The organism is Haloprofundus salilacus, assembly GCF_020150815.1.
Classification (GTDB): domain Archaea; phylum Halobacteriota; class Halobacteria; order Halobacteriales; family Haloferacaceae; genus Haloprofundus; species Haloprofundus salilacus.
The window spans coordinates 92,180-112,497 of sequence record NZ_CP083723.1; the positions used below are offsets into that span (position 1 = coordinate 92,180).

Annotated in this window: 12 protein-coding genes and 1 pseudogene; 10 read left to right on the forward strand and 3 right to left on the reverse strand. The window is 56.4% G+C overall.

What is annotated here, in order from left to right; all coding sequences use genetic code 11:
- Positions 1 to 236 precede the first annotated feature (236 nt).
- The 3 genes and pseudogenes from LAQ58_RS00460 to LAQ58_RS00470 all read right to left on the reverse strand — a co-directional run bounded on the left by LAQ58_RS00460 (position 237) and on the right by LAQ58_RS00470 (position 6,361).
- Complete coding sequence (locus tag LAQ58_RS00460) at positions 237 to 3,641, reverse strand: ATP-binding protein (protein WP_224448663.1); 3,405 nt, start codon at positions 3,639 to 3,641, stop codon at positions 237 to 239.
- Positions 3,642 to 4,318: 677 nt separating this feature from the next.
- Positions 4,319 to 5,263: pseudogene (locus LAQ58_RS00465) on the reverse strand (cell division control protein Cdc6); the annotation flags it as partial.
- 111 nt (positions 5,264 to 5,374) lie between these two features.
- Positions 5,375 to 6,361: a hypothetical protein gene (locus LAQ58_RS00470; protein WP_224450198.1), complete on the reverse strand. Its 987-nt coding sequence runs from the start codon at positions 6,359 to 6,361 to the stop codon at positions 5,375 to 5,377.
- Between the two features lie 122 nt (positions 6,362 to 6,483).
- On the opposite strand from LAQ58_RS00470, the gene LAQ58_RS00475 reads away from it, so the two are divergent.
- From LAQ58_RS00475 to LAQ58_RS00520, 10 genes are all read left to right on the forward strand, one after another.
- A complete protein-coding gene (locus tag LAQ58_RS00475) occupies positions 6,484 to 7,296 on the forward strand; it encodes a helix-turn-helix transcriptional regulator (RefSeq protein ID WP_224448665.1) in 813 nt (270 codons plus the stop codon).
- 159 nt (positions 7,297 to 7,455) lie between these two features.
- Positions 7,456 to 8,634, forward strand: coding sequence for a flavin-containing monooxygenase (locus LAQ58_RS00480; RefSeq protein ID WP_224448666.1), 1,179 nt, complete (start codon positions 7,456 to 7,458; stop codon positions 8,632 to 8,634).
- Between the two features lie 241 nt (positions 8,635 to 8,875).
- Positions 8,876 to 10,039, forward strand: a complete 1,164-nt coding sequence (locus LAQ58_RS00485) for a transcriptional regulator FilR1 domain-containing protein (protein ID WP_224448667.1) — start codon at positions 8,876 to 8,878, stop codon at positions 10,037 to 10,039.
- A gap of 341 nt (positions 10,040 to 10,380) precedes the next feature.
- Positions 10,381 to 10,626 (forward strand): hypothetical protein, encoded by a 246-nt coding sequence (locus LAQ58_RS00490; protein WP_224448668.1) that lies wholly within the window; start codon positions 10,381 to 10,383, stop codon positions 10,624 to 10,626.
- Positions 10,627 to 10,667: 41 nt separating this feature from the next.
- Positions 10,668 to 12,329 (forward strand): DUF8186 domain-containing protein, encoded by a 1,662-nt coding sequence (locus tag LAQ58_RS00495; protein WP_224448669.1) that lies wholly within the window; start codon positions 10,668 to 10,670, stop codon positions 12,327 to 12,329.
- Positions 12,330 to 13,175: 846 nt separating this feature from the next.
- Positions 13,176 to 14,528, forward strand: a complete 1,353-nt coding sequence (locus LAQ58_RS00500; RefSeq protein ID WP_224448670.1) for a TrbL/VirB6 family protein — start codon at positions 13,176 to 13,178, stop codon at positions 14,526 to 14,528.
- Positions 14,529 to 14,530: 2 nt separating this feature from the next.
- On the forward strand, positions 14,531 to 15,544 hold the full coding sequence (locus LAQ58_RS00505; RefSeq protein WP_224448671.1) for a TraC-like domain-containing protein: 1,014 nt from the start codon (positions 14,531 to 14,533) through the stop codon (positions 15,542 to 15,544).
- On the forward strand, positions 15,541 to 17,607 hold the full coding sequence (locus LAQ58_RS00510) for a VirB4 family type IV secretion system protein (protein WP_425490677.1): 2,067 nt from the start codon (positions 15,541 to 15,543) through the stop codon (positions 17,605 to 17,607). Before LAQ58_RS00505 ends, LAQ58_RS00510 begins: the two co-directional genes overlap by 4 nt.
- 7 nt (positions 17,608 to 17,614) lie before the next feature.
- Positions 17,615 to 18,502, forward strand: a complete 888-nt coding sequence (locus tag LAQ58_RS00515; RefSeq protein ID WP_224448673.1) for a phage NrS-1 polymerase family protein — start codon at positions 17,615 to 17,617, stop codon at positions 18,500 to 18,502.
- A gap of 164 nt (positions 18,503 to 18,666) precedes the next feature.
- On the forward strand, positions 18,667 to 20,091 hold the full coding sequence (locus LAQ58_RS00520; protein ID WP_224448674.1) for a sugar transferase: 1,425 nt from the start codon (positions 18,667 to 18,669) through the stop codon (positions 20,089 to 20,091).
- The last annotated feature ends 227 nt before the right edge of the window (positions 20,092 to 20,318 follow it).

The window sequence follows — 20,318 nt, forward strand, 5'->3', positions numbered from 1 at the left end:
TCGGTTGGTAGAGAGAAATACTGATTCTTCCCAGAGGTTCGATATCGACGTCCTTCGACGACAGAACTGAACGGTCGAACAGCAGACACCGTGACCGATATGCGCCCTGTATTCAGCACGGTTCCTAAAACCTATTACCGCCTGAGGGTTTCAACAGAGCCTATCGACTCTACGTGTCGCTCGACCTCCGCCGCAAGACGGAGGTATGCGCTCGAATCTTTATTACAACCCAGCCTTCACTTGTTCACACGTGATTGGTCGCGTAACCACTCAACCGGATACATCGCCGTCAACCCGGGTGTGTCGATGCGGAACTGCTGTGGTGGTGTTGTTTTCGCATAAGTTTTCTCGACGCGTGGGTCGCCCTCAAGCGGGTCGTTGAGCGCTTGCAGTACGGCGTGGCCTGCAGACTGGGTCATGACGACCCAGATTGCGTCGTCGACATTGCAGTCGGCGATTTTGTCGAAGTCCTCGGGGGCGGCTCGGCGATTATCGTGATTCACTCGCTCGGCTTCGACGGCAACGACGATGGTGCCATCAGCATCGAGCCCTGCGATGTCGAGGCGACGGCGGTCATCGATATCGTAGTACGGAACCACTTCGACGACCGACGACTCCGGGTTTTCGAGGTACGCTTCGATGAGGTGCTGTCGGGCCACCTCGATGGCGCGGACGTGCTGGCTCGACTCTTCGAGATCGCCTGTGCTGTGACCGTAGTCGACGCCTTGGCGGTAGCTCTCACCGATTTCGTTTCGACCAGCAGGCGTAACCGAATAGAGCCGATGTGGGTGGTCGGTATCGTGTCGGAGCAGTCCGTCCTCGATGAGGCTCTCGACAGCTTCTGACTCAATTGCAACGTATTCCTGTAAGCGGAGCATCGAATCATGGAGCAGGTCGTATTCGAGTGGGTCGTATCGCAGTTGCTGGGCATTGTACACGGCCTGGAGGAACAGCAACTGTGTATCCGTGCACGCCGAGACGGCTCGCTCTTCTGGAGTGAGCTTGAGGTTTACCTCGCAGATCGGCACGTCATCGCGGTCGATGTCCTGTAGTGACGAGCAGCAGGCGATTGCACGCTGCATTCCCTCGGTGGTCGGGTCGTAGCGATTGTGACATTCCGTACAGCGAAGCGCATGAATGGATGGGCTGTAGCGAACCGTCGGCGGCATCCGGTTCGTGTATGGAAGCGCAGAGTCGACTCGTTGCTGTGGGAGTGGTGACTCATCGCCGTCTGTGTCTGTCTCTGTGTCAGCCGACGTCTCCGCATCGCCTTCGTCGGGTGTGACCGTATTCGGGAGAGTGAGCGTCAGCCCTGAGTGGTGCATCGTTCGCTCACGGACGGTCATCATCACGTCCTCGAACGCCTGCAGTTCTGTGTCAGTGAACGGGTCGTCGCCTGCAGGGTCGCCAGGTGGCGGAGCGGCTGACCTGACGAGAAACGGACGGGGCTCAGGGTCGTCGAAGCCAGCAGGGAGGCTGACGAGCCATTGTCCGCGACGAAGGGCACGCAATCGATTTCCGACGGCCTGTGCATCCATGTCGTCGGTAGCGAGCCGTTCGGCAAGGCGGCGATCGACAGGGACGTTACCCGTGATGAACGTGGAGATGTTGTTGAGCACTTCGTCGTAGACATCGTCGCCATAGGCGCGCAGTTGGGCGGGAAACTGCATCGAAAGCGTCACTGAGCAGTCGAAGCTGCGTGATTGGGCGAGTAACTGTTTGAAGAGGTCGGAGACGGCGATGCTCGCGGCCTCTTCGATATAGAGGTTGACGAGCGGCTGTTTGGAGTTCTTACTGCGTTTCGAGCGCCGACGCAGTGCCGTCCAGAGATTCGAGAGGATGACGAGTGTGAGGACGCGCTGGGCCTCACTGCGGAGGTCACCCGTATCGAAGATGATGACCACGTGTTCGTTCAAATAGTGGGCGAGGTCGAACGCGGGAGTGTCTGGGTCGTCTGTTGCGACGTGATTGAAGATACGGGCGAGACGTTGATCGAGCGGGATTTTCTCGATTCGATTCGCGACACCCTGCATGATTTCGTCGAACGACCGAGGGCGATTGGCGACAACGCCTGCGAGCATGCGTTCGAGGTCTCCGTCGGAGACCGCAGGAGCAGCCTGGCGTTCGTGCATCTGTCGGACTGCAGTGTGGAGGTCGCGGTGTGAGAAGGCGTCACACCCACTGACGGGGTCGAACATCGCCTTCGTGAGATACCGGATGATATCCGGGGAGCGAACGGCTTGCTCGAAGCGGTCTTTGCCCATGATTTGAGAGAGAATTTCGATGTAATGGTCGACCGTATCCTCGACAGCGGTGGTTCGAGGAACACCTGCTTCGAGTTCATCGCGGATATCGAAAAACGAGAACGCAGGGAGGACGTCCGCACAGTCAAAGTAGTGGACGTTCTCGAGCGTGCCGTAGGTCGCATAGTGCGCTTGGAGGTAATCGATGGTCATGCCGTCGCCTTTCGGGTCGATGAGGATGTCTGCGCCCGCAGTGGCGGCGTGATTGTGCAAGAGTGCGTTGATGGTGCTCGTGGATTTGCCCGCACCCGTCCTGCCGAACCAGCCGACGTGTAGTGGCTGCAGACTCGGTGGAAGCACGAGCGACTCGGTGGCTGGGGTGCCGTCTTGGGTGAGCGGATTCCCGAGGAGCATTCCTGGGCCACGGTAGTGAGCGAGGAGGTCGGTTGGTGGTCGTGCGAGTGCAGTGCGTTCTCTGGGAGTTGGCGCGAGTGCACGGACGCCTGCTGCGGTGAGCGCAGTGCCACTGACGGCGAAGAAGTTCGGAAGTTCGCTTGCGTCGGCGACGATACCCTGACTGCGTGGTGTGCGCCACGGTAACCGATTCGTGAACGCTGTGTATGTCGGTGGGTGAAACGTCCGCTCACACATCTCCGAGAGGACGTTTCTCGCGGTCTGCCCGCTCAACACCCGTCCTGTGAGTTCATACGATGTCCGACTGACGGCCGCAAACACCGAGGCGAGTTCGTGGGCTGTCGCTGTGACGTTGCTATTGCTGCTGTCGTCGCGTGCAATAACGGCGATGCGGGCGTTCACGTCGAACGACCGGTGTGTTTCGCGGACCGCGAGTTCGTCGAGTCTGGTTTCGTCACTCTGTGGAATCGGGAGGTCGTCGGGTGCGCCGAACACGGCAGTCGACAGTTTGCCACCGAGTGTGTCCTGATACGTCTCGAGCGCTTTCCGCCGGACGTCGGCTGCAGCCGTCCAATCGGGTTTCGGGCGGAGCAGTGTCTGATAGATGATTGGGCAGTCACTCGCTGCCATCGTCTCGATGATGGCTGCAAGCGGGATTCGCGTATGCGTCTGGCTGTGGTTGCTGTCGCTGGTTTCGAACTCGCTGAAGGGCGTCAGTCGTGTTTGCCAGTCTTTGGGCCGTTCGACGCAAGCCTCGTACTCGACAGCAGCGATGCAATCGGAATCATCGGCTGACTCATCCGCTGAGTCTGAGCCAGACCAGCGTGCTTTGAATTCATCGGCGGTTCGGGTCGTCCGTGTGAGTTCGTATGAATCGGGGAACAGCCCTCTGAGGACGCGTTCGAGTGCGTCGGTCGCTTCGGGATCGTCGACGCCGAACAGATACGTGAGAGTCGTCTCACCGTTTCCGTCGGAGATGAGCAAACACTCGATAGTTGGTGATGAAGGGCGATTGAAGAGCCTGAACCCTGCCGGATTGCTCTTTTGTGGTAGTTGGTGGAGACGGCGCACGTGTGTCGCAACGGTCTCTGTGTTCAGCGATTCGTCTGCTGGCCGAACGCGAATATAGGTTCGTGCCTGCTCGAGCGGTACTGGAAGGTCGGTGTCATCAGCCATCTAGTGGCCTCGGCTTCTTCAGATTCTATTGAATACGCATGGGGCGCGATAGTGTGGTTACGTCTGCAACAGAGTGTGAATTCAAGAGACGAACGGCAGACGGCTGAGGAGTTCAATACGATTCGAGGTAGCACTCCTACTCTCAAGCAACGAGATGCAGATACTGAGAGAGTTCATTTCGTGTGCTTTCTCGGAAATGATGGAGTCGGGGTTGGGCTGCTGAGAGCACACGAAATGTACAGTTCGCTAATTTACTCTCTGTCTCTTAGGCTTGTGGTCGATCCGAGTGTGGATGCAGACCTGCGAGAGTTCATTTCGTGTGCTTTTCGCGCTACTGTATGTTGATTCTGGGACGATTTGTGAGCACACGAAACGTAGTACTCGTAACTGATGCTACACCCCCTGTTTGAGACAAAATTGAGAAATACGGGATCCAAAAATGCCTCCGGTACGAGGCAAGAGACAGTACGTTTCGTGTGCTTTCGCTACGTTTGGGTTTCTTGTTCTATCTTCTCACGTGTTTCAAGTACGAGGTCTGCGTCGAGATCTAACTCGTATTCATAGTATTGGCCACCACTCAGACCCTTGTTTCGCTCATAACGTTTGGTGAACCCCAGCATATGGAGATCAGAAAGATTGTCTTGAACACTTTTTAGCGTCGTAAGTGCGTCTACGCCCCACGAGGCAGCAACCGTTTCGTAGTGTGACTGGATGGTCTTCGAACGGACTCGTTTGTTGCCCTGTTTGTCAAGGCGCGCAATTGTCTCTAAAATCAGTTGCGTGTGTTCTGTCTGGTCACGTATCCGGTTGCTCAGTCGACCACGTTGGACGAGCTCTCGGGCTTCCTCAATGTGTTTGTCCGTTACGCATAGCTCTCCGTTTTTTTCGGCAACCTCAGAGCCCACTCGGAGGAGATCAATTGCTTGGCGTGCGTTCCCCATGTCCTGAGCTGCAATTGCAGCTGTCATCGTAATTGCCGACATATCGTACCCACCATCGATGAACGCGCGTTCAGCACGATCGAGAAGAATCGTTTTGAGTTCGTGTGCATCGTACGGCGAGAACGAGATCTCGGTTTCCATCAGCGTGTCTTTGACTTTTAGAGAGAGACCCGACCTGAACGTGTAGTTGTTGCTAATTCCAATGATGCCGATACGCGCATCTGTGACGTGCCCATTCGATCGGGCTCGTGGCAGTTCGTACAGAAGCGTATTCGCATCTGTGAGGTGATCAATCTCGTCGAAGACGAACAGATGCGTGCCACCTATCCGGTCCAATTGACTATAGAGTTCTTCGAACGCATCGCCTGTCCCCAACCCTCGTTTTGGGAACTCGCTTGCATCTACTGGGAGAAGACCATTTACCAGGCGTCGAACAGCCATGAATAGCGTCTTTCCGTTGCAGTTCACCTCGTGGACGTGAAGCTCATCTGTCTAACGTTTCGCCCCAGTCTTCTGCGCTCTCCGAAGCCTCGTGGCAGGCGGCAGCCAGCTCATCTTCATCAGGTCGGGTTCTCTCGGACCACTTTGTCTCGAGGCAAGTCATGAAATCCGCTCTAGTGTAAATTCGAGGTCAAACGAGAGTTCTGAACTTGGCGCACCGCCACCCAGACTGTAACTCACTGTCTTTGCTACCTGGTATGTGCCTGCACTCTGTGGCACGGTTTCGTCAGGGTAGGTATCGGTCGTACTCGGGAGGATTTCGTATACTTTCGAGAGCTGCTCGCACGATTCAAGTTTGGAGATAATCCCGATATCGCACCGCGCCCATCCACCATTCCACCGGCTGAAGCATCCTTCTTTTTCGTAGTCGCGCCACATAAGGAACGACTCACCATCTCCAATCGCTTCTGCGTGCAGCATCCCGAACGGCGGTACCGTCCCCGAGAACAGTTCTTGGGTCTGGGCACTTCGATTCCGGAGACTGAATTCGATTGCGCCGGGGCTGTCTGGAGCCACGTATCGGTCGGTGATTTCGGCTGTGAACTCGATGGCTGGTGGCGCATCCGGGTCGAGGTGATGCAGCGTCAATCCAATGTGTGTATACGTGTCGTCTTTCGAGACGCCGGTGAAGAAATCGACACGCTCGATTGTTTCAGGCAAGTCTTCTGGGGCTCTGTTCGATTTCCATTCTCCCTCTAAAATCGCGGTTTCGATAGCCGCCTTCGATTCTGGATTTTCGACATCTGTGATATCGACGACGACTTGCTCTTCGCCGGTTCGTGACTCTTCGCGTTCGACCGCATCTTCGGAGTAGAACGCCGATGGTTCGAGAATATAGTGATGAGTAGGGCGGTCTGTGCTTGTCGATACCTGAAGGTCAGTCAGTTCGTACTCAGCATTCTGTGGTCTTTCTTGAGAACTGGGTTCAGTCTCGGGCGAGGACTCACAACTCGGTCTTGGTGTCTCGGTTTCTGTTGTCGATGGTGCGGTTTGATCGCTCGCTGTGGGTGCAGCGACACAACCTGCGGTGAGAAGTCCAACGTTGCTGAGGAGGGCACGACGACGCATATGTCCCGATTTCAGCATCACGTATGAATACTTTCTGTTAAAATTTCGATATAGATGTCATAGTAGACGAGACTCGGCACGCCCCGTTCGCTCGCCCAGGTACGTAGAAACGCTAAGCTCCTCGCCCCCCTACATCACATATGACTGCGGGAATCAATAACATCCAGTTCCTGGCCATGTCGGCCCACCGCGTTGGTGTCCTCGAGACGCTGGGGGACGGACCAACAGACCGTCGAGAGCTGTGTGAGGCCACCGGCGCCTCCTCGCCGACCGTCGGACGGGTGCTCGCCGACTTCGAAGAGCGTAGGTGGCTCGTCAGAGACGGCACCGCGTACGAGTTGACCCCTCTCGGCGAGTACGTCGCCGACCGGTTCCTTGCTCTCCGGGACGCGATGGAGGTCGAGGAGAAGCTTCGCGATGTCTGGCAGTGGTTGCCGGTCGAGATGCCTGGGTTCTCCGTCGACCTCTTTGCCGACGCGGTGGTCTCCTACCCCGGGCCAGGTTACCCTTACGAGCCCGTCGAGCGTCTCAGCCAGCTCATCGCGTCGACCTCGTCGTTGCGCGGGTTCGACAACATCGTCTACAAGTCAAGCAACCTCGAGACAGCCTGCGGCGCAGTCCTTGAGGGAATGACGTTCGAATACGTGTTCACGCCCGAGGCCCTGAAGGGGATGTTCGCCTGGAACCCGGAACAGATCATGGAGGTCACCGCCTGCGAGAACGCGACCGTCCTCGTCCACGATCACCTCCCCGACGGCGACCGCTGCGGCCTCGGCGTCGTGGACGACCGGGCCGGCATCTGCTGCCATGACGCCGAGACTGGGGCGCTCGTGGCAGTCATCGACACGGACGCCCCGGAGGCCCGAGACTGGGCCATCTCGGTCTTCGAGCAGGTTCGCGCGGAGGCGACCCCGGTAGACCCCACCGCCTTCGAGTCCCGCGTGTCGTCGTAACGCCACTGGCGACGACCGTCGCCATCCGACTGGCAACCCGGTCAGCCGAGAGTCTCTAATGTAGCAGATACCCGGCCTATCTAAGATTTCAGGACGTGAAATCCTGCACGCGGCATCATCACTTCCCTCCGGCGCGTACGCTTACCAAGGAACAAAAACATGATCGAACAACGCGATACCGTCATTATCGGTGGCGGCCAGGCCGGACTGGCGACCGGGTACTACCTGCAGCAGCACGACCAGGACTTCGTCATCCTCGACGCGAGCGACCGCGTCGGCGACGCATGGCGGGCCCGCTGGGACTCCCTCCGGGTGTTCACGCCCGCCCGTTACTCAAGCCTACCGGGGATGGACTTTCCGGGCTCACCGTACGCCTTTCCCACGAAGAACGAAGTGGCCGACTATCTGGAGTCCTACGCCCAGCGGTTCGACCTGCCCGTCGAACTCGGCGTCCGTGTGGACGGGCTGAAACGGAGCGGCGATGGCTTCCTCGTCACCGCGGGCGACCGGCGGATAGAGGCGGACAACGTCGTGGTGGCAATGGCGAGCTTCCAAGTCCCAAAGATCCCGAATTTCGCGGCGGAGCTCTCCGACGACGTCGTCCAGCTGCACACGAGCGAATACCGCAACCCCGAACAACTCCAGGACGGGGACGTACTCGTCGTCGGGGCGGGCAACTCCGGTGCCGAGATCGCCCTCGACGTCGCCTACGAGCACGAAACATGGCTGTCGGGCCGGGACGTCGGCCACGTGCCGTTCCACATCGACTCGTGGGTCGGCCGTCACCTCGGGGCCCCGTTCGTGATGCGCGTGCTCTTTCACCGGATCTTCACGACGGGGACGCCGGTCGGGCGCCGTATCCGCCCGAAGGTGCTCTCACAGGGCGGCCCGCTGGTGCGCACGAAGCCAAGTGACTTGACCGCCGCCGGCGTCAAGCGGGTGCCTCGTACGACCGGTGTCCGCGACGGTCGCCCCGTCGTCGGGGACGACGACGTTCTCGACGTCGAGAACGTCATCTGGTGCACTGGCTTCCGTCCTGACTTTTCGTGGATAGACCTCCCAATCTTCGACGGGAAGGAACAGCCCAAGGAACCCGTCCACGTGCGCGGCGTCGTCCCGGACGAGCCAGGATTGTACTTCGTGGGCCTATTCTTCCTGTACGCGATGACGTCGGGGCTGTTCACCGGCGTCGGCAGGGATGCAGAGTACGTCATTGACCACCTGACGTCGACAACGCGACAGCAGGAGCCTCGTCCGAGCCATACCGGATCGAATGGACGGACTCCTACAGCGGTCGTCGGTGAATTCGGTGTCACCCCCGAGTCTGAGAACGGCTAGTCTCGCGAACGTCGCCATCCCCCATGGTCTAACTCATCCTAACTTGGAACCAAATCACCCGCGGTGACCAATCCAACCTCTCTATACAGCACACACCGTCTATCAGCGACCACAGTTCGAGCAACGGGAAGCGATGCTACGACACCGATTCATATCTGTCTCTGAGTAGTGCCTATAGCAAAGACCGTCTTATTGCCTGCAAAAGCATTTAACGGCTCTACTTGCCCTTCGATTATTGGTTATGGCTGTGTCCGACCACGACGTGCTGGCTCATCTTGCTGGGGTACAATCGATAGGGGACGTCACGCCCTATGCGGTTCTCACCCGGCTCAGCGAGGAACCAGCGAGTTTCGACACACTCGCAGATGAGTTCGATGTCGACCGGACCACGATTTACCGATTACTCAACCCAATCCGTGAGTGGCATTTTATCTCGAACGAAGGTGTTGACCACGACGGATACGAGGTAACGGGACTCGGAGCGGTTGTGCTTCACCACATCGACGTAACGACTACCGCCGACGAATTTGGAGATCCTGATTCGAGTCTCTCATATCTGCTTGGTGCAACGTCGAGACCGACAATACTCAAACGTCTTAGAGAGGCCCCGTCACGGAAGGCCGACCTCTCTCGTGGTCCTAATGCACCATCCCGTTCGACAGTCCATCGAGCTATCAATGGCTTCACTGACCACGAGTTAGTCGAACGAGATTACTCAGCTGGCCACTACAAACTTACAGACTCTGGGCAGGAAGTAATCGCTACGTATGAATCACTGATCAACGGTGTCCATATCGCCCGACGACATACGATATTTTTCTGCTGCTGTGATGAGCGAATAGCCGACATTCCAGTCACATCGCTTGCGACGGTTGAGCGAACCATCGACGAGGCGATCTCTCCAGAGCGGACTATTCTTGCGCTCAGAGAGCTGGTAGAGAACGGAATTACAGAAGTCCGTGGACTCCGTTCGCATGTTTCAGCTCAACTTGCGGATATTTTCTATCCGGTTATCAAATCTGGTGTGCCGTACGAATCAATAATCACCGAGCCAGTACTCTATAACCTTCCGAGAACTGGTCGATATCGAGACATTGTAAGTACTGCACTTCGTGCTACCAATGTTCGGATACTCGTTGTTCCTGGGATTGAAGAATTCCCCTTTGGGTTGGGAATCCTCAACGGAGATACTGTTGTGTTAGCTCCAGCTAGCCCTGGTCATGCCGTGAATTTCGGAAGTGGTCTTCAATCAGAGACTCTCATCGGTCACGACCCAGAGCTGATTGCTTGGGCCGAGAAACGGTACGCGGAGTACCAACAAGTTGCACGATCACCTCTAAGGTATGTAATCGCCGACTTGTTCAACCGGGCTGTCCCAATCGATACAGAGCATAAATCAGAATAATAGTCAAAATATTGTTAGGAATTTAGGCTATCTTTTCCACGGGTCGCAATCGTGTTGTGACGGATGACTACATCGACCTACCTGATTCAGAAGTAGTCGTAATGTCTGATATGAATTGCTCTGACTCCGCCAACGTTGGCGAGAGTAGTTTGTCGACAACCGAACAGTATGGATGTACATTTCCATCGCTCCCCGGCTTCCGATGTCAATACGACTCTGTTCTCCAAGGGTCCGTGCTTGTCTCGTTACTCCGAATAATAAGCACGCTCGCAGTTGTCGCCCTATTCGCGTCACAACCCGTCCTCGCGCAGACAACTGGGACTGCCTTCTGTGATACGGACATGGCACAAACGATCAAGAATCTCTTCACCCTCATCCAGTTCGGTGGTCCACTCGTCGGTGGAGTAATCGCACTCGGCACGACGGTTGCGCTCCCGACAGTGCGGCGCGCTGATTTGAAACAAGAACTCAAAGAAGCTCGTAACCAAGCCGTCGTATGGGGTGTCATCGTCGCCCCGCTCGGAACGGCGATCATTGGCTTCCTTCTCACCGAAGTCGTCTCTGGAGGCGTAAGTTGCGGGTTCTAAGCCCCAGACTGTCTGGAGGCGTTCTCGTCTTCGCACTGGCGGTGCTTGCACTCACCCTGACTGTGACTCCGTCAGCTGCGCACCCATCTAACAAATCCGACCACGGGCTGAACGAGACGACCTACTGCACGCTGTGGGCAGGTGATGAGGATGTCTCGAACGTCAGTGCACTCGAAAGCCGTCCGAACGAGTCGTCAGCAGAACTGTGTACGATTGCTGCGGGAACGGATATCCCACTTGACACACCACCCAAAGCGGTCGAGCAGTGGAACCGTGGCGACCTACAGGAGTTCCCAACTACGGATGCAACTCAGTCGGTTCATCCACTGAACGCAACGCTCAGCGATGGGCGGTTCATCAAAGATGCCTACACCGAGATTTTTGCAGTTCAGCCCTCGACGCGCGCAAGACTGTCCCCGACTGACCAACCGCTGTACGTCGCCTCGAATGGAACGCTTCTTGGAACTGTCGACTATCGCGTGGCTGTTCCAACAGCGGAGACAACTGATAATCGCCGGACGAACTGGGAGGTAGTTGACCACGAAATCGTCGGGACACGGCTGCTCGTTGATGGTGACGTAGAATCAACGGCATCCGGGACTCACACGCCTGAACTACCCTACTCACTGGATAGCCAGACAGACGAACCACACTCACTCACGCTCGTCGCAGAAATCGCAGTCACAGTAGAAAGACGCGTTTCTGTCTGTACTGCTCGCGACGCACGAGGTACCTGTCTCGAATGGAATACCCAGCGTGAACGCCGGACGGAGACACATATCGTCCGCGATAGCACCGATGTGGTCGCATACGACCTCACCATCTCGGGCTATCACGCGGTGTATCCCAACGGCGATCTCGGTCTCGTCGTCTACAAGAATCAGCCGTGGCTTGGCTACTCTCTGCCAAATGGTGACGTCCGTGGTGTATGGCGCTTTTACTCTGCACGAGACCCAGAGTGGGATACACTCGTTACGAGCACGGATGAGGGTCAGACAGTCGACCACTCTTCGCTGCATCCGCTACAAGTGCATGCCTATCCAATCGAGACCGGTCCAACACCATCTCCACGTCGGACAGTGACGATTCTGGAGACCTACGGTGTGGAGACACAGCCACCGACACTGCCCGAGACTGTCCTGTTGGGCGCTACTGACGAACCGTATACTGCAAGCTACGGAATTGCGACTCGAACCAAGTCGACCGAGAACGACCTCACAGCAGTGACGGCGTACGGCCTCGTTCGTGGTGTCGAAGCCGATGCAAGTGAATCGTCCTTTGTCACAGTCCCGCTCAACGAGAGCGAACTCACGCTTGACGTCCTGAACACGACTGAAGACTCGGTCACGGTTCGCGTGAGCCTTCGAGATACGCAGACGGGCGAACCAATCAACACCCACGGCCGAGAGGAATACGTCGTTCTCCAGGGCCAGCGTATGAATACCAGTGACAATGGAACGCTGACGACGACGCTCTCACAATCGACAGGCAGCGTTTCTGCACGGTACGAGCCTGGTCGTTGGTGGCGGTCAGTTCCCGGCTATGTAGGTGATTCGGACGTGGTGTACGTACGGGGGCCGATACAGTCGACGCTCTCTGTTCTCTACGAGGTCGCCGTTCCCGTGTCGCTCTTCTTGCTGAGCGTGTTCTTCATCGACCGAATCACTGGGTGGCGTGTGTGGCCTCCGTGGAGGCGGTTGTAATGGCGCGAACAAACGGCGTCTCTCGTCGAACACTGCTCAAAGCAGGCGTTCTCGGTAGCGTCACCGCCCTTGCTGGGTGTACCCAAGATGACGATGCAGCAGACGCAACAACATCCACGAGCGCCTCTGAGAATTTGGTCTTTCGTGATGTCTCGTTCGATGGTCCGTATCTAATCGTACGGTTACGAGAGGACCATGCAGTCACGAAACTCAATCTCATTGCACCAGATGGCAGTTTGTTTACACGGACGGGTGTTCCAGAGGGTGTGACAAGAGCGAGTCTTCAATTGTTGGATGTGGGCGCTGGAAAGCACTACATTCCAGGACAGCACAGATTAACTGCGGTTACTCCTGGACAAGATTCGGCTTCAACATCTGTTGATCTCGTACCAGAACTCAAAATTGTCAATGTGAGGCAGTACTCGTCAGGCCGATCAACACCGGGAAATCGGGGTAATGTGGTTGTGAGAGTCGAAAACAGGGGAACTGGTCCAACCTGGATATACAACATTGCTTATGAGAACGCACTGTATGACGCAGCGAATAGTCTCGATGTTTCACCGAATCTTCCAACCGCTAATCTTGCTCTCCCGAAGACTGCAGCTGAGACAGTTCTGCATCCGAATGAATCTCAGGAGTTTATGGGATCTATTCCCCCATTTCTTATTACAAATTCAGAGGCCTGTGATGGCCGGTCATCGAAGACCGTCGTTATCGCACAAGCGGCAGGGAACAGTACTACACGAAGACTAGTTCGGGCGTCGTATTCGGGGGAACTCCTAAGCGCAAATTTCCAAGCGAGCTGTAGCGAGGTTTCAATCGAGATGCTTCGAAGAGAGGCCGAGAATGCGTAAGTGGACAAAATGTGCTCTCCTTATCGGGCTACTCATCTTGATTGCTAATCCTGTTGCGGCGCAGTCTGGGGATAGCAGTGGCGGCGCACTCGGTGATGTAATTGTAGCTGCACTCCAAGAGGCACTTAAAGCCCTGTTCGCACCTATCGAGGGCATTATTGAAGAATACGCAGGCGATCTTGTGGAGACAGTTGTTGAAACGCCTGCACCCGATTCGGTCTTCGATGAGCCCGGTAATGGTGCCTGGCCAGGTATCTATGATTACTACTGGAATGCGATTATCCCTCTCTCATTATTCCTCTGGGGACTCTCTATAGGGGTAATCATATTCTTTGAGGCGACGAGTAATCTGTTCAGCGGCTACCACCGCTCGAAGCTCAAGAAGCGGGCATTTACTGGGCTCTTAGGAATTCTCTCGTGGTGGTGGATTGACGCGATTTCGCGACAACTGATTCAAGAGCTATCGGTCTACCTTATCCCCGACCTCTCACAAATTTCGCTCTTTCAGACGTTGTCGTTTAGTGCAATGGGAGTTCTTGGAATAGTTGTCACTTTGGCAACTGATTTTGTCCTATTCGCACTTGTCGCAATGATTTACTTTGTCAGACATATTGTCCTCTATCTTTTCACCCTGTTCATGCCGATACTCATCGCATTCTGGATACCGGGCGTCGGCCCGTTTTCGCTCGTCTCTGGGTTCATGAAGCGACTGGCAGGATTCTACGTGCCGTTTCTCTTCATGACCGTTCCTGTCGCACTGTTGTTCCGAGTCGGTGAGATCATGGGTTCGAGCTTCGAGCTCTCGATGGGCGGTCTCGGTGCGTGGCTCACCGCGCTCATCATTCCTATCGTTGCGGTCGTCTCGCCGTTCGTGCTCTTCTGGCAGGCCGGTGCGCTGTTCTTCATGACCGACCGGATGGCACAACGTGTCTCGACGCAGCGTGCTCGAACGCGTGTCAATCAAACCATTCAGACAGGACGAGGCGGCGCACAAGGCGGACAGAACTTCATGCGCGGTGTACGCGGCCAACCTGCGATACGAGCCGACGGTCAAACGGTTCTCAATTCAGGTAACTCACGCGCCCACGCAACCGGATCTCGGCTCAGCGCATCAGGGTCGCAACTTCGACAACGATTCAGCAGAGACGCCGACACAGTTCCAGCATTACCCTCTGGGTCGAACACAACCCGATCTCGGCCAGAGTTCTCGGTTACAGACAGCCGCAGTCAGCGCTTCGAGAACCTTCGAAATCCGGAGACTTGGACATCTTCTCGCTGGGCAGACTCGCGCGAGCGTGAGCACCGTGAGCCGACGAATACCGATGACCGACCAGACAACGAGTAACCATGCAACACACTGATCCAACCAAACGCATTCCAAAATCGCTCGGTACCGACCCAAAACTATTCGGCACGTACACACTGACGGACCTCGCAGTCGCGTTGTTCCCGGGCGTGCTCGTCATCTTGTTCACGCAGGTCGTGCTCTCTCCGTCGACGGCGATTGCTGGCTACCGATTACAGACATTCACCCTCCCCGTTGCAGGAGGCGCGATCGCCATCGGGGCGTTGTTCGTCTATCTCACGCCAACGTACACGACAAGTCTCGATTGGTTCGCGACGTTCATTGGATTCCATCGACGCGCGAAAGAGCTCACTCACGAAGACGCCAAACAGTACACACAAATCGAACGTGTCCATACTGAACGAGGCGCCATCGAGCGAACTGATGGCGCTCTGCTTGGGCTTGTCCACGTCACGCCACCGACGATGGCGCTCGCAACTGATGCGGAATGGGCAACGAAAGCGACGGCGTTCGAAGACTTCTGCAACACTGTCGTCGAATTCCCAATTCAAATCTATTCGACGACGCAGCCGTTTCCCGCAGACGAGTATCTCGCCCAGTACGAATCTAGACTCACCGATTCGGATGTGAAGGAGAACCCGAGACTTGCCGCACTCATCGAACACTACATCTCGTGGTACGCAGCAGACCTCGACGAGCGGCGGATGACGATTCGCGACCACTACGTCGTCGTCTCGGTAACACCCGCTGAGGTTCGCTTCGAGCGTGAGAGTCTCACCGAGAAACTCGCAGCCGTGCCTCTTCTCGGATTATTCGTCCAGGCACGATTCGCACCCCGCATCGAAGAGCAACGTGAGGCGATGTTCGATGCATTAGACGAACGACTGCGGCGAATCGAAGGCGGACTCCGTGGGATAGAAGGCTGTAATGCACACCGTGTCGACACTGGAGATGCGACGCAACTCATCTGTGAGTTCTGGGCAGGCGAAGAACGCGACTATCAGGATATCACTCGCGTGTTGCGGACGCGGCCACTCGTCGGAGGCCGCGAATGAACTGGAAGCGACTCCGATTTTGGCGTCGTGCTGAAGGTGAAAGCCGTGAGGGGAGTGGCGAGTCTGAGGCAGTCTCTGTCGACTACGAGACAGAACACGGTCGTCTCACGACCGCTTCGGACATCCATCAGACGATCATCGCGCCATCCGATATCGAGCGGACACCGAACGCGGTTCGAACGGGCGAACAGTGGGCGCGGACGCTCTGGATTGGCGAGTATCCTGATGCACCAGCTGATGGGTTGTTTGAGACGCTGTATTCGAGTTCAGAGACCCGAACGACGGATATCTCGCTTCATCTCACGCCACGGGATACACACCGGACACTCGACTCGCTTGAGAATCGTATCGAAGACCTCGAAGCCGACTACGAGTATCTCGAAGAAAAGCGACGGGCGGGCGCTCGCGGTATTCAAAAAGATCTCGAAGACTACCGCCAAATGTACGATGTTCTCCGGAATACGTCGATGAAGGCGTTCGACACGTCGATGTATCTCTCGGTTCGTGGACCCACTCCTAAAGAGATTCATTCAGACGCAGTCGCGAACACGGCACGACGTTCGCCTGCGAATCTCACGCCGATTACACCGCGATGGGCACAACTGGACTCGCTCGTCTCTGCGAGTCCAGTTGGCGTTGACCGACTCAACGACTCGATGCAGACTCGAACCCCGATGTTGGGAGGGGCGGTCGGTGCGATGTTTCCCTTCGTTGCAGGCGCGTTTGCCGAACCAGGAATTGAGTACGGAACGTACGCACTCAACGAGAGTCCACTCATCTTGGACCGATTCAACCGTGAGACGGGCTACTGTACGATGGTCATCGGTAAACTCGGCGCAGGGAAATCGTTCTCGACGAAACTCCAGCTCGTTCGCCGAGCGATGTACGACCCCGAAACGGTCATCATCATGCTCGATCCACTGCAGGGCTTTGCAGGTGTGAACGCCGCACTCGGTGGCGAGCGTGTGACAGTCGGGGGGACGCGTGGATTCAACCCACTCGAACTCAAGCCAACACCTGGAGACGTTCTCGCGGACGTCCCCGACCTCGATCCGTGGTCAGAGCAAATCTCGTGGGTGCTGACGTTCTTCGAGACGTTCTTCACCCACGTCGCGACCCATCCGCTCGGTGACCGAAAGCAGACACTTCGACGGGCGATTCAAGACGCCTACGAACGCAACGGTATCACCCGCGACCCAGCAACGCACAGCTGTGAGTCACCCACCGTACGAGACGTCATTACCGTCCTTGAGGACCTGCTTGATGACCCGACTACGTTTGGCTACGCAACCGCGGGCGAACAGCGAAGCGTTGCTGACGATGCTCAGTCTCTATTGAAGGACCTTCGACCGTCGTTTCACGAGGGCGGTGACCTCGCCAATCTCGCGAAACCAACGGAGTTCGACCTCGATTCGAGTGTCGTCTACCTCGACCTCCACCAAGAGGAGGGAACGCGCGGGCGGACAGAGACCAGTCTGATGATGCAGGTGTTGTTCAACGCCGTCTACGAGCGTGCGAAAGGCACTGAGAAACGCGTTGTGTTTGCGATTGACGAAGCCCACTATCTGATGAACGATACGACCTCGCTTGAGTTCTTAGAGACAGCAGTTAGACACAGTCGACACTACGACCTCTCGTTGCAGTTCATCACACAGACGGGCGGGGAGTTCGCTCTTACACCGGAGGCGCGGACGATTGCGAATCTCTGTTCGATGACGCTCATCCATCGCGTTCAAGAAGAAGCCGAGACGCTTGCTGACTGGTTCGGATTGAGTGAGCGCGAAGTAAACTGGGTACAGACGGCAAAGGCCGGTAACGACGAGGACGGCTATTCAGAAGCACTTCTCAATATCGACGAGGAGGGCTGGTTCCCGCTTCGGGTTCGTGCGAGCCCGTTCGAGGCAGACGTTATCGCGAATGGATTCTCGCAGAGGGATTTACCGGATTCATCGGTGGCTACGAAGCATGACATCCAGACGGTGACTCAGAGGAATGGCCAAACACTCTCAGTTTCTCAGTGTGACGGCGGCGAGGAGAACTCCACCGACCAGGAGATGCGGTGAGGTATCGATGAATCCGAACGCGCTCCCGATCGAACTTCGTCATCGCCCGCAGTGGGTCTGCTGGGCCTCTCGAAAGCGAGACGGCAAGCAAACGAAGGTTCCACTAAATCCTGCGAGTGGTACGTTCGCCTCGACTGCCGATGCAGCTACGTGGGGGACCTTCGACGAGGCGTTGGCTCGTGCTACTCAGAATGGTATCTCGGGAATTGGTTTCGTCTTCACCAGTGACGATCCGTATGTCGGTATCGACCTCGATGACTGTCGTGACCCCGATGCGGTGACGCTAAATGAAGACGCCATCGAGATTGTCAGGCATCTCCGGTCATATACTGAAGTCTCGCCATCAGGAACGGGAGTACATATTATCGCTCGGGGGACCCTCCCCAGTGGCCCACGTCGACGCGGGATGGTTGAGATGTACGACGAAGGCAGATTTTTCACGATGACTGGCAATCATTTGCTAACGACGCCCGAACAGATCTGTGAGCGTTCGCGCGTGATTCGAAGCGTCCACGCTACCTTCGTTTCCACCTCTGGATCAACTAATTCAGCGAGACTATCTACCAAGCAAACCCGTGAGCTAACGTTCACCCCGCAATTGGATGATGAAGAAATAATCCAACGAGCGCAGTCAGCAGCGAACGGTGAGAAATTCTCGGCGCTTTGGAACGGCGATATCAGTGGATACGACAGCCATTCGGAGGCTGATATGGCACTGTGTTGTTTGCTTGCGTTTTGGGCGAATCGTGACGCGTCTCGCGTCGATCGACTCTTTCGGCAGTCCGGGCTGGTTCGACCGAAGTGGGACGAGGTCCACTACGCTGATGGGGCTACCTATGGGGAACGGACGGTTGAGCGTGCCTGTGTCCATGTGAGCGAGCAATATTCCGAGTAAGGAGACAACCGACTGGTAACAGTCTGCCTGGTGGATTCGACACTCCTCTCGTCTCTGTCTTTCAGCTTCTGTTGCATCGTTGTGTCCTAAACCACACACGAATCGTGATGATTTCTAGAGGTTCTTCGCAGTGTTTATTATGTATCAATTTCACCGCCTTAACGATGTTATCCGGATGGCGGTACCGCGTCGTTAGCGTCGTCGGCGCCGCCAGCCTCACGGCCCTCGCGGTCTACTTTGCCAACCACGGCCTCGTACAGTGGCTGTTCACGACGTACGTTCCGCTGTTCAATCGCCTCGACGCGCACGTACTCGAAGGCGTCTCGCTCGATCGCGCCGTCTGGACGGCGGTTCTCGCGGTGCTCGTGAGTCTGGTACCGCTGTACAAACCGCGTCCGCGACGGATTCTGGATGTCGTTTCTCTGACACAAAAACACGTCCTCATCGCGGGACTCGCGCTCGCGACGTTTGGCTATTTCGAGTGGTCGCACAGACTCCCGCGGGCGACGCTCGTGATGGTCGTCGCAGTGCTTTTGATCGCAATGCCAACGTGGTTCGTCTGGATTCGGCGTCAACCCCCCGCAGAGTCCGGGCGGACAATCATCGTCGGCGACGACCCCACGCTCATCGACCGCATCGCACAGGAGGTGTCGCTACCGGTGCTCGGCTACGTCTGTCCGACGAGCGCACTGCCGCGCACCCGACAGCAGACGGTCGTCGACGGGGATACGGGGACCGCTGACGCGAGGGCTGACGGCGGCGACATGCTCCCGGAGCTCTCCCACCTCGGCGGGTTCTCGCGGTTGGACGACGTGCTCATCGAACAGCACGTCGACACGGTGGTGCTGGCGTTCATGCGCCCCGACCGCGCAGAATTCTTCGGCGCGATCGACGCCTGTCACGAACACGGTGTCGAGGTGAAAGTCCACCGCGACTACTCGGACTCGGTGTTGACCGCCGAATCGAGCGTGGGGACGGTGGTAGACGTCGACATCGAGCCGTGGGACGTACAGGATTACATGCTGAAGCGCGCGTTCGACGTGGTGTTTGCTGCAGTGGGGATTCTCGTATTCGCACCGCTGATGCTCTTCATAGCAGTGGCGATTAAGTTAGATAGCTCTGGCCCCGTATTGTATAGTCAAGAGCGCACAGCGGGGTTAGGGGAGACGTTCAAGGTGTATAAGTTCCGATCGATGATTCCTGAGGGTGAGTCGGCGACGCCAGTTGAGGACAACGAGAACGACCGAATTACGCGTATAGGTCATGTACTACGGCGGACACATCTAGATGAATTGCCGCAATTGTGGTCAATCTTGAATGGAAAGATGAGCACCGTAGGTCCGCGAGCCGTGTGGACCAACGAAGAAGCGCTTCTGGAGCGTGAAATCCACATGTGGCGCAAACGGTGGTTCGTGAAGCCTGGACTGACGGGGTTGGCGCAAATTAATAACGCAAAGAGCACAGATCCGGACGCAAAACTGCGGTACGATCTAGATTACATCCGGCGGCAGTCATTTTGGTTTGATCTGAAGATAGTAGTGCGACAGGTATGGAAGGTGTGTGAAGACGTGTCTGAGCATTTCAGATGACGGTATCGTTCAATCGGTGCTGTCTTAGCTCATAATTAGGAAATAATCAATGCGAATCATTCGAGTCGCGCAGTAAGTCGATCTTGATGTGAGAGGTGGCGGTCCGTACTCCGTCCACACGATAAGTCGTTAATCAGCTATGGGGCACGATATGATTTTTTAACGGTCAGAGATGGCGTGAATCGCCCCGCATAGAGAAGAATGTGACGGATACACTGCTGTTACCC

Bases quoted from the DNA above. Each gene is read 5' to 3' on its own strand.
- LAQ58_RS00500 (WP_224448670.1), top strand. From the start codon at position 13,176: ATGCGTAAGTGGACAAAATGTGCTCTCCTTATCGGGCTACTCATCTTG.
- LAQ58_RS00515 (WP_224448673.1), top strand. From the start codon at position 17,615: ATGAATCCGAACGCGCTCCCGATCGAACTTCGTCATCGCCCGCAGTGG.
- LAQ58_RS00510 (WP_425490677.1), top strand. From the start codon at position 15,541: ATGAACTGGAAGCGACTCCGATTTTGGCGTCGTGCTGAAGGTGAAAGC.
- LAQ58_RS00485 (WP_224448667.1), top strand. From the start codon at position 8,876: ATGGCTGTGTCCGACCACGACGTGCTGGCTCATCTTGCTGGGGTACAA.
- LAQ58_RS00475 (WP_224448665.1), top strand. From the start codon at position 6,484: ATGACTGCGGGAATCAATAACATCCAGTTCCTGGCCATGTCGGCCCAC.
- LAQ58_RS00490 (WP_224448668.1), top strand. From the start codon at position 10,381: ATGGCACAAACGATCAAGAATCTCTTCACCCTCATCCAGTTCGGTGGT.
- LAQ58_RS00480 (WP_224448666.1), top strand. From the start codon at position 7,456: ATGATCGAACAACGCGATACCGTCATTATCGGTGGCGGCCAGGCCGGA.
- LAQ58_RS00470 (WP_224450198.1), bottom strand. From the start codon at position 6,361: ATGCTGAAATCGGGACATATGCGTCGTCGTGCCCTCCTCAGCAACGTT.
- LAQ58_RS00505 (WP_224448671.1), top strand. From the start codon at position 14,531: ATGCAACACACTGATCCAACCAAACGCATTCCAAAATCGCTCGGTACC.
- LAQ58_RS00520 (WP_224448674.1), top strand. From the start codon at position 18,667: ATGTTATCCGGATGGCGGTACCGCGTCGTTAGCGTCGTCGGCGCCGCC.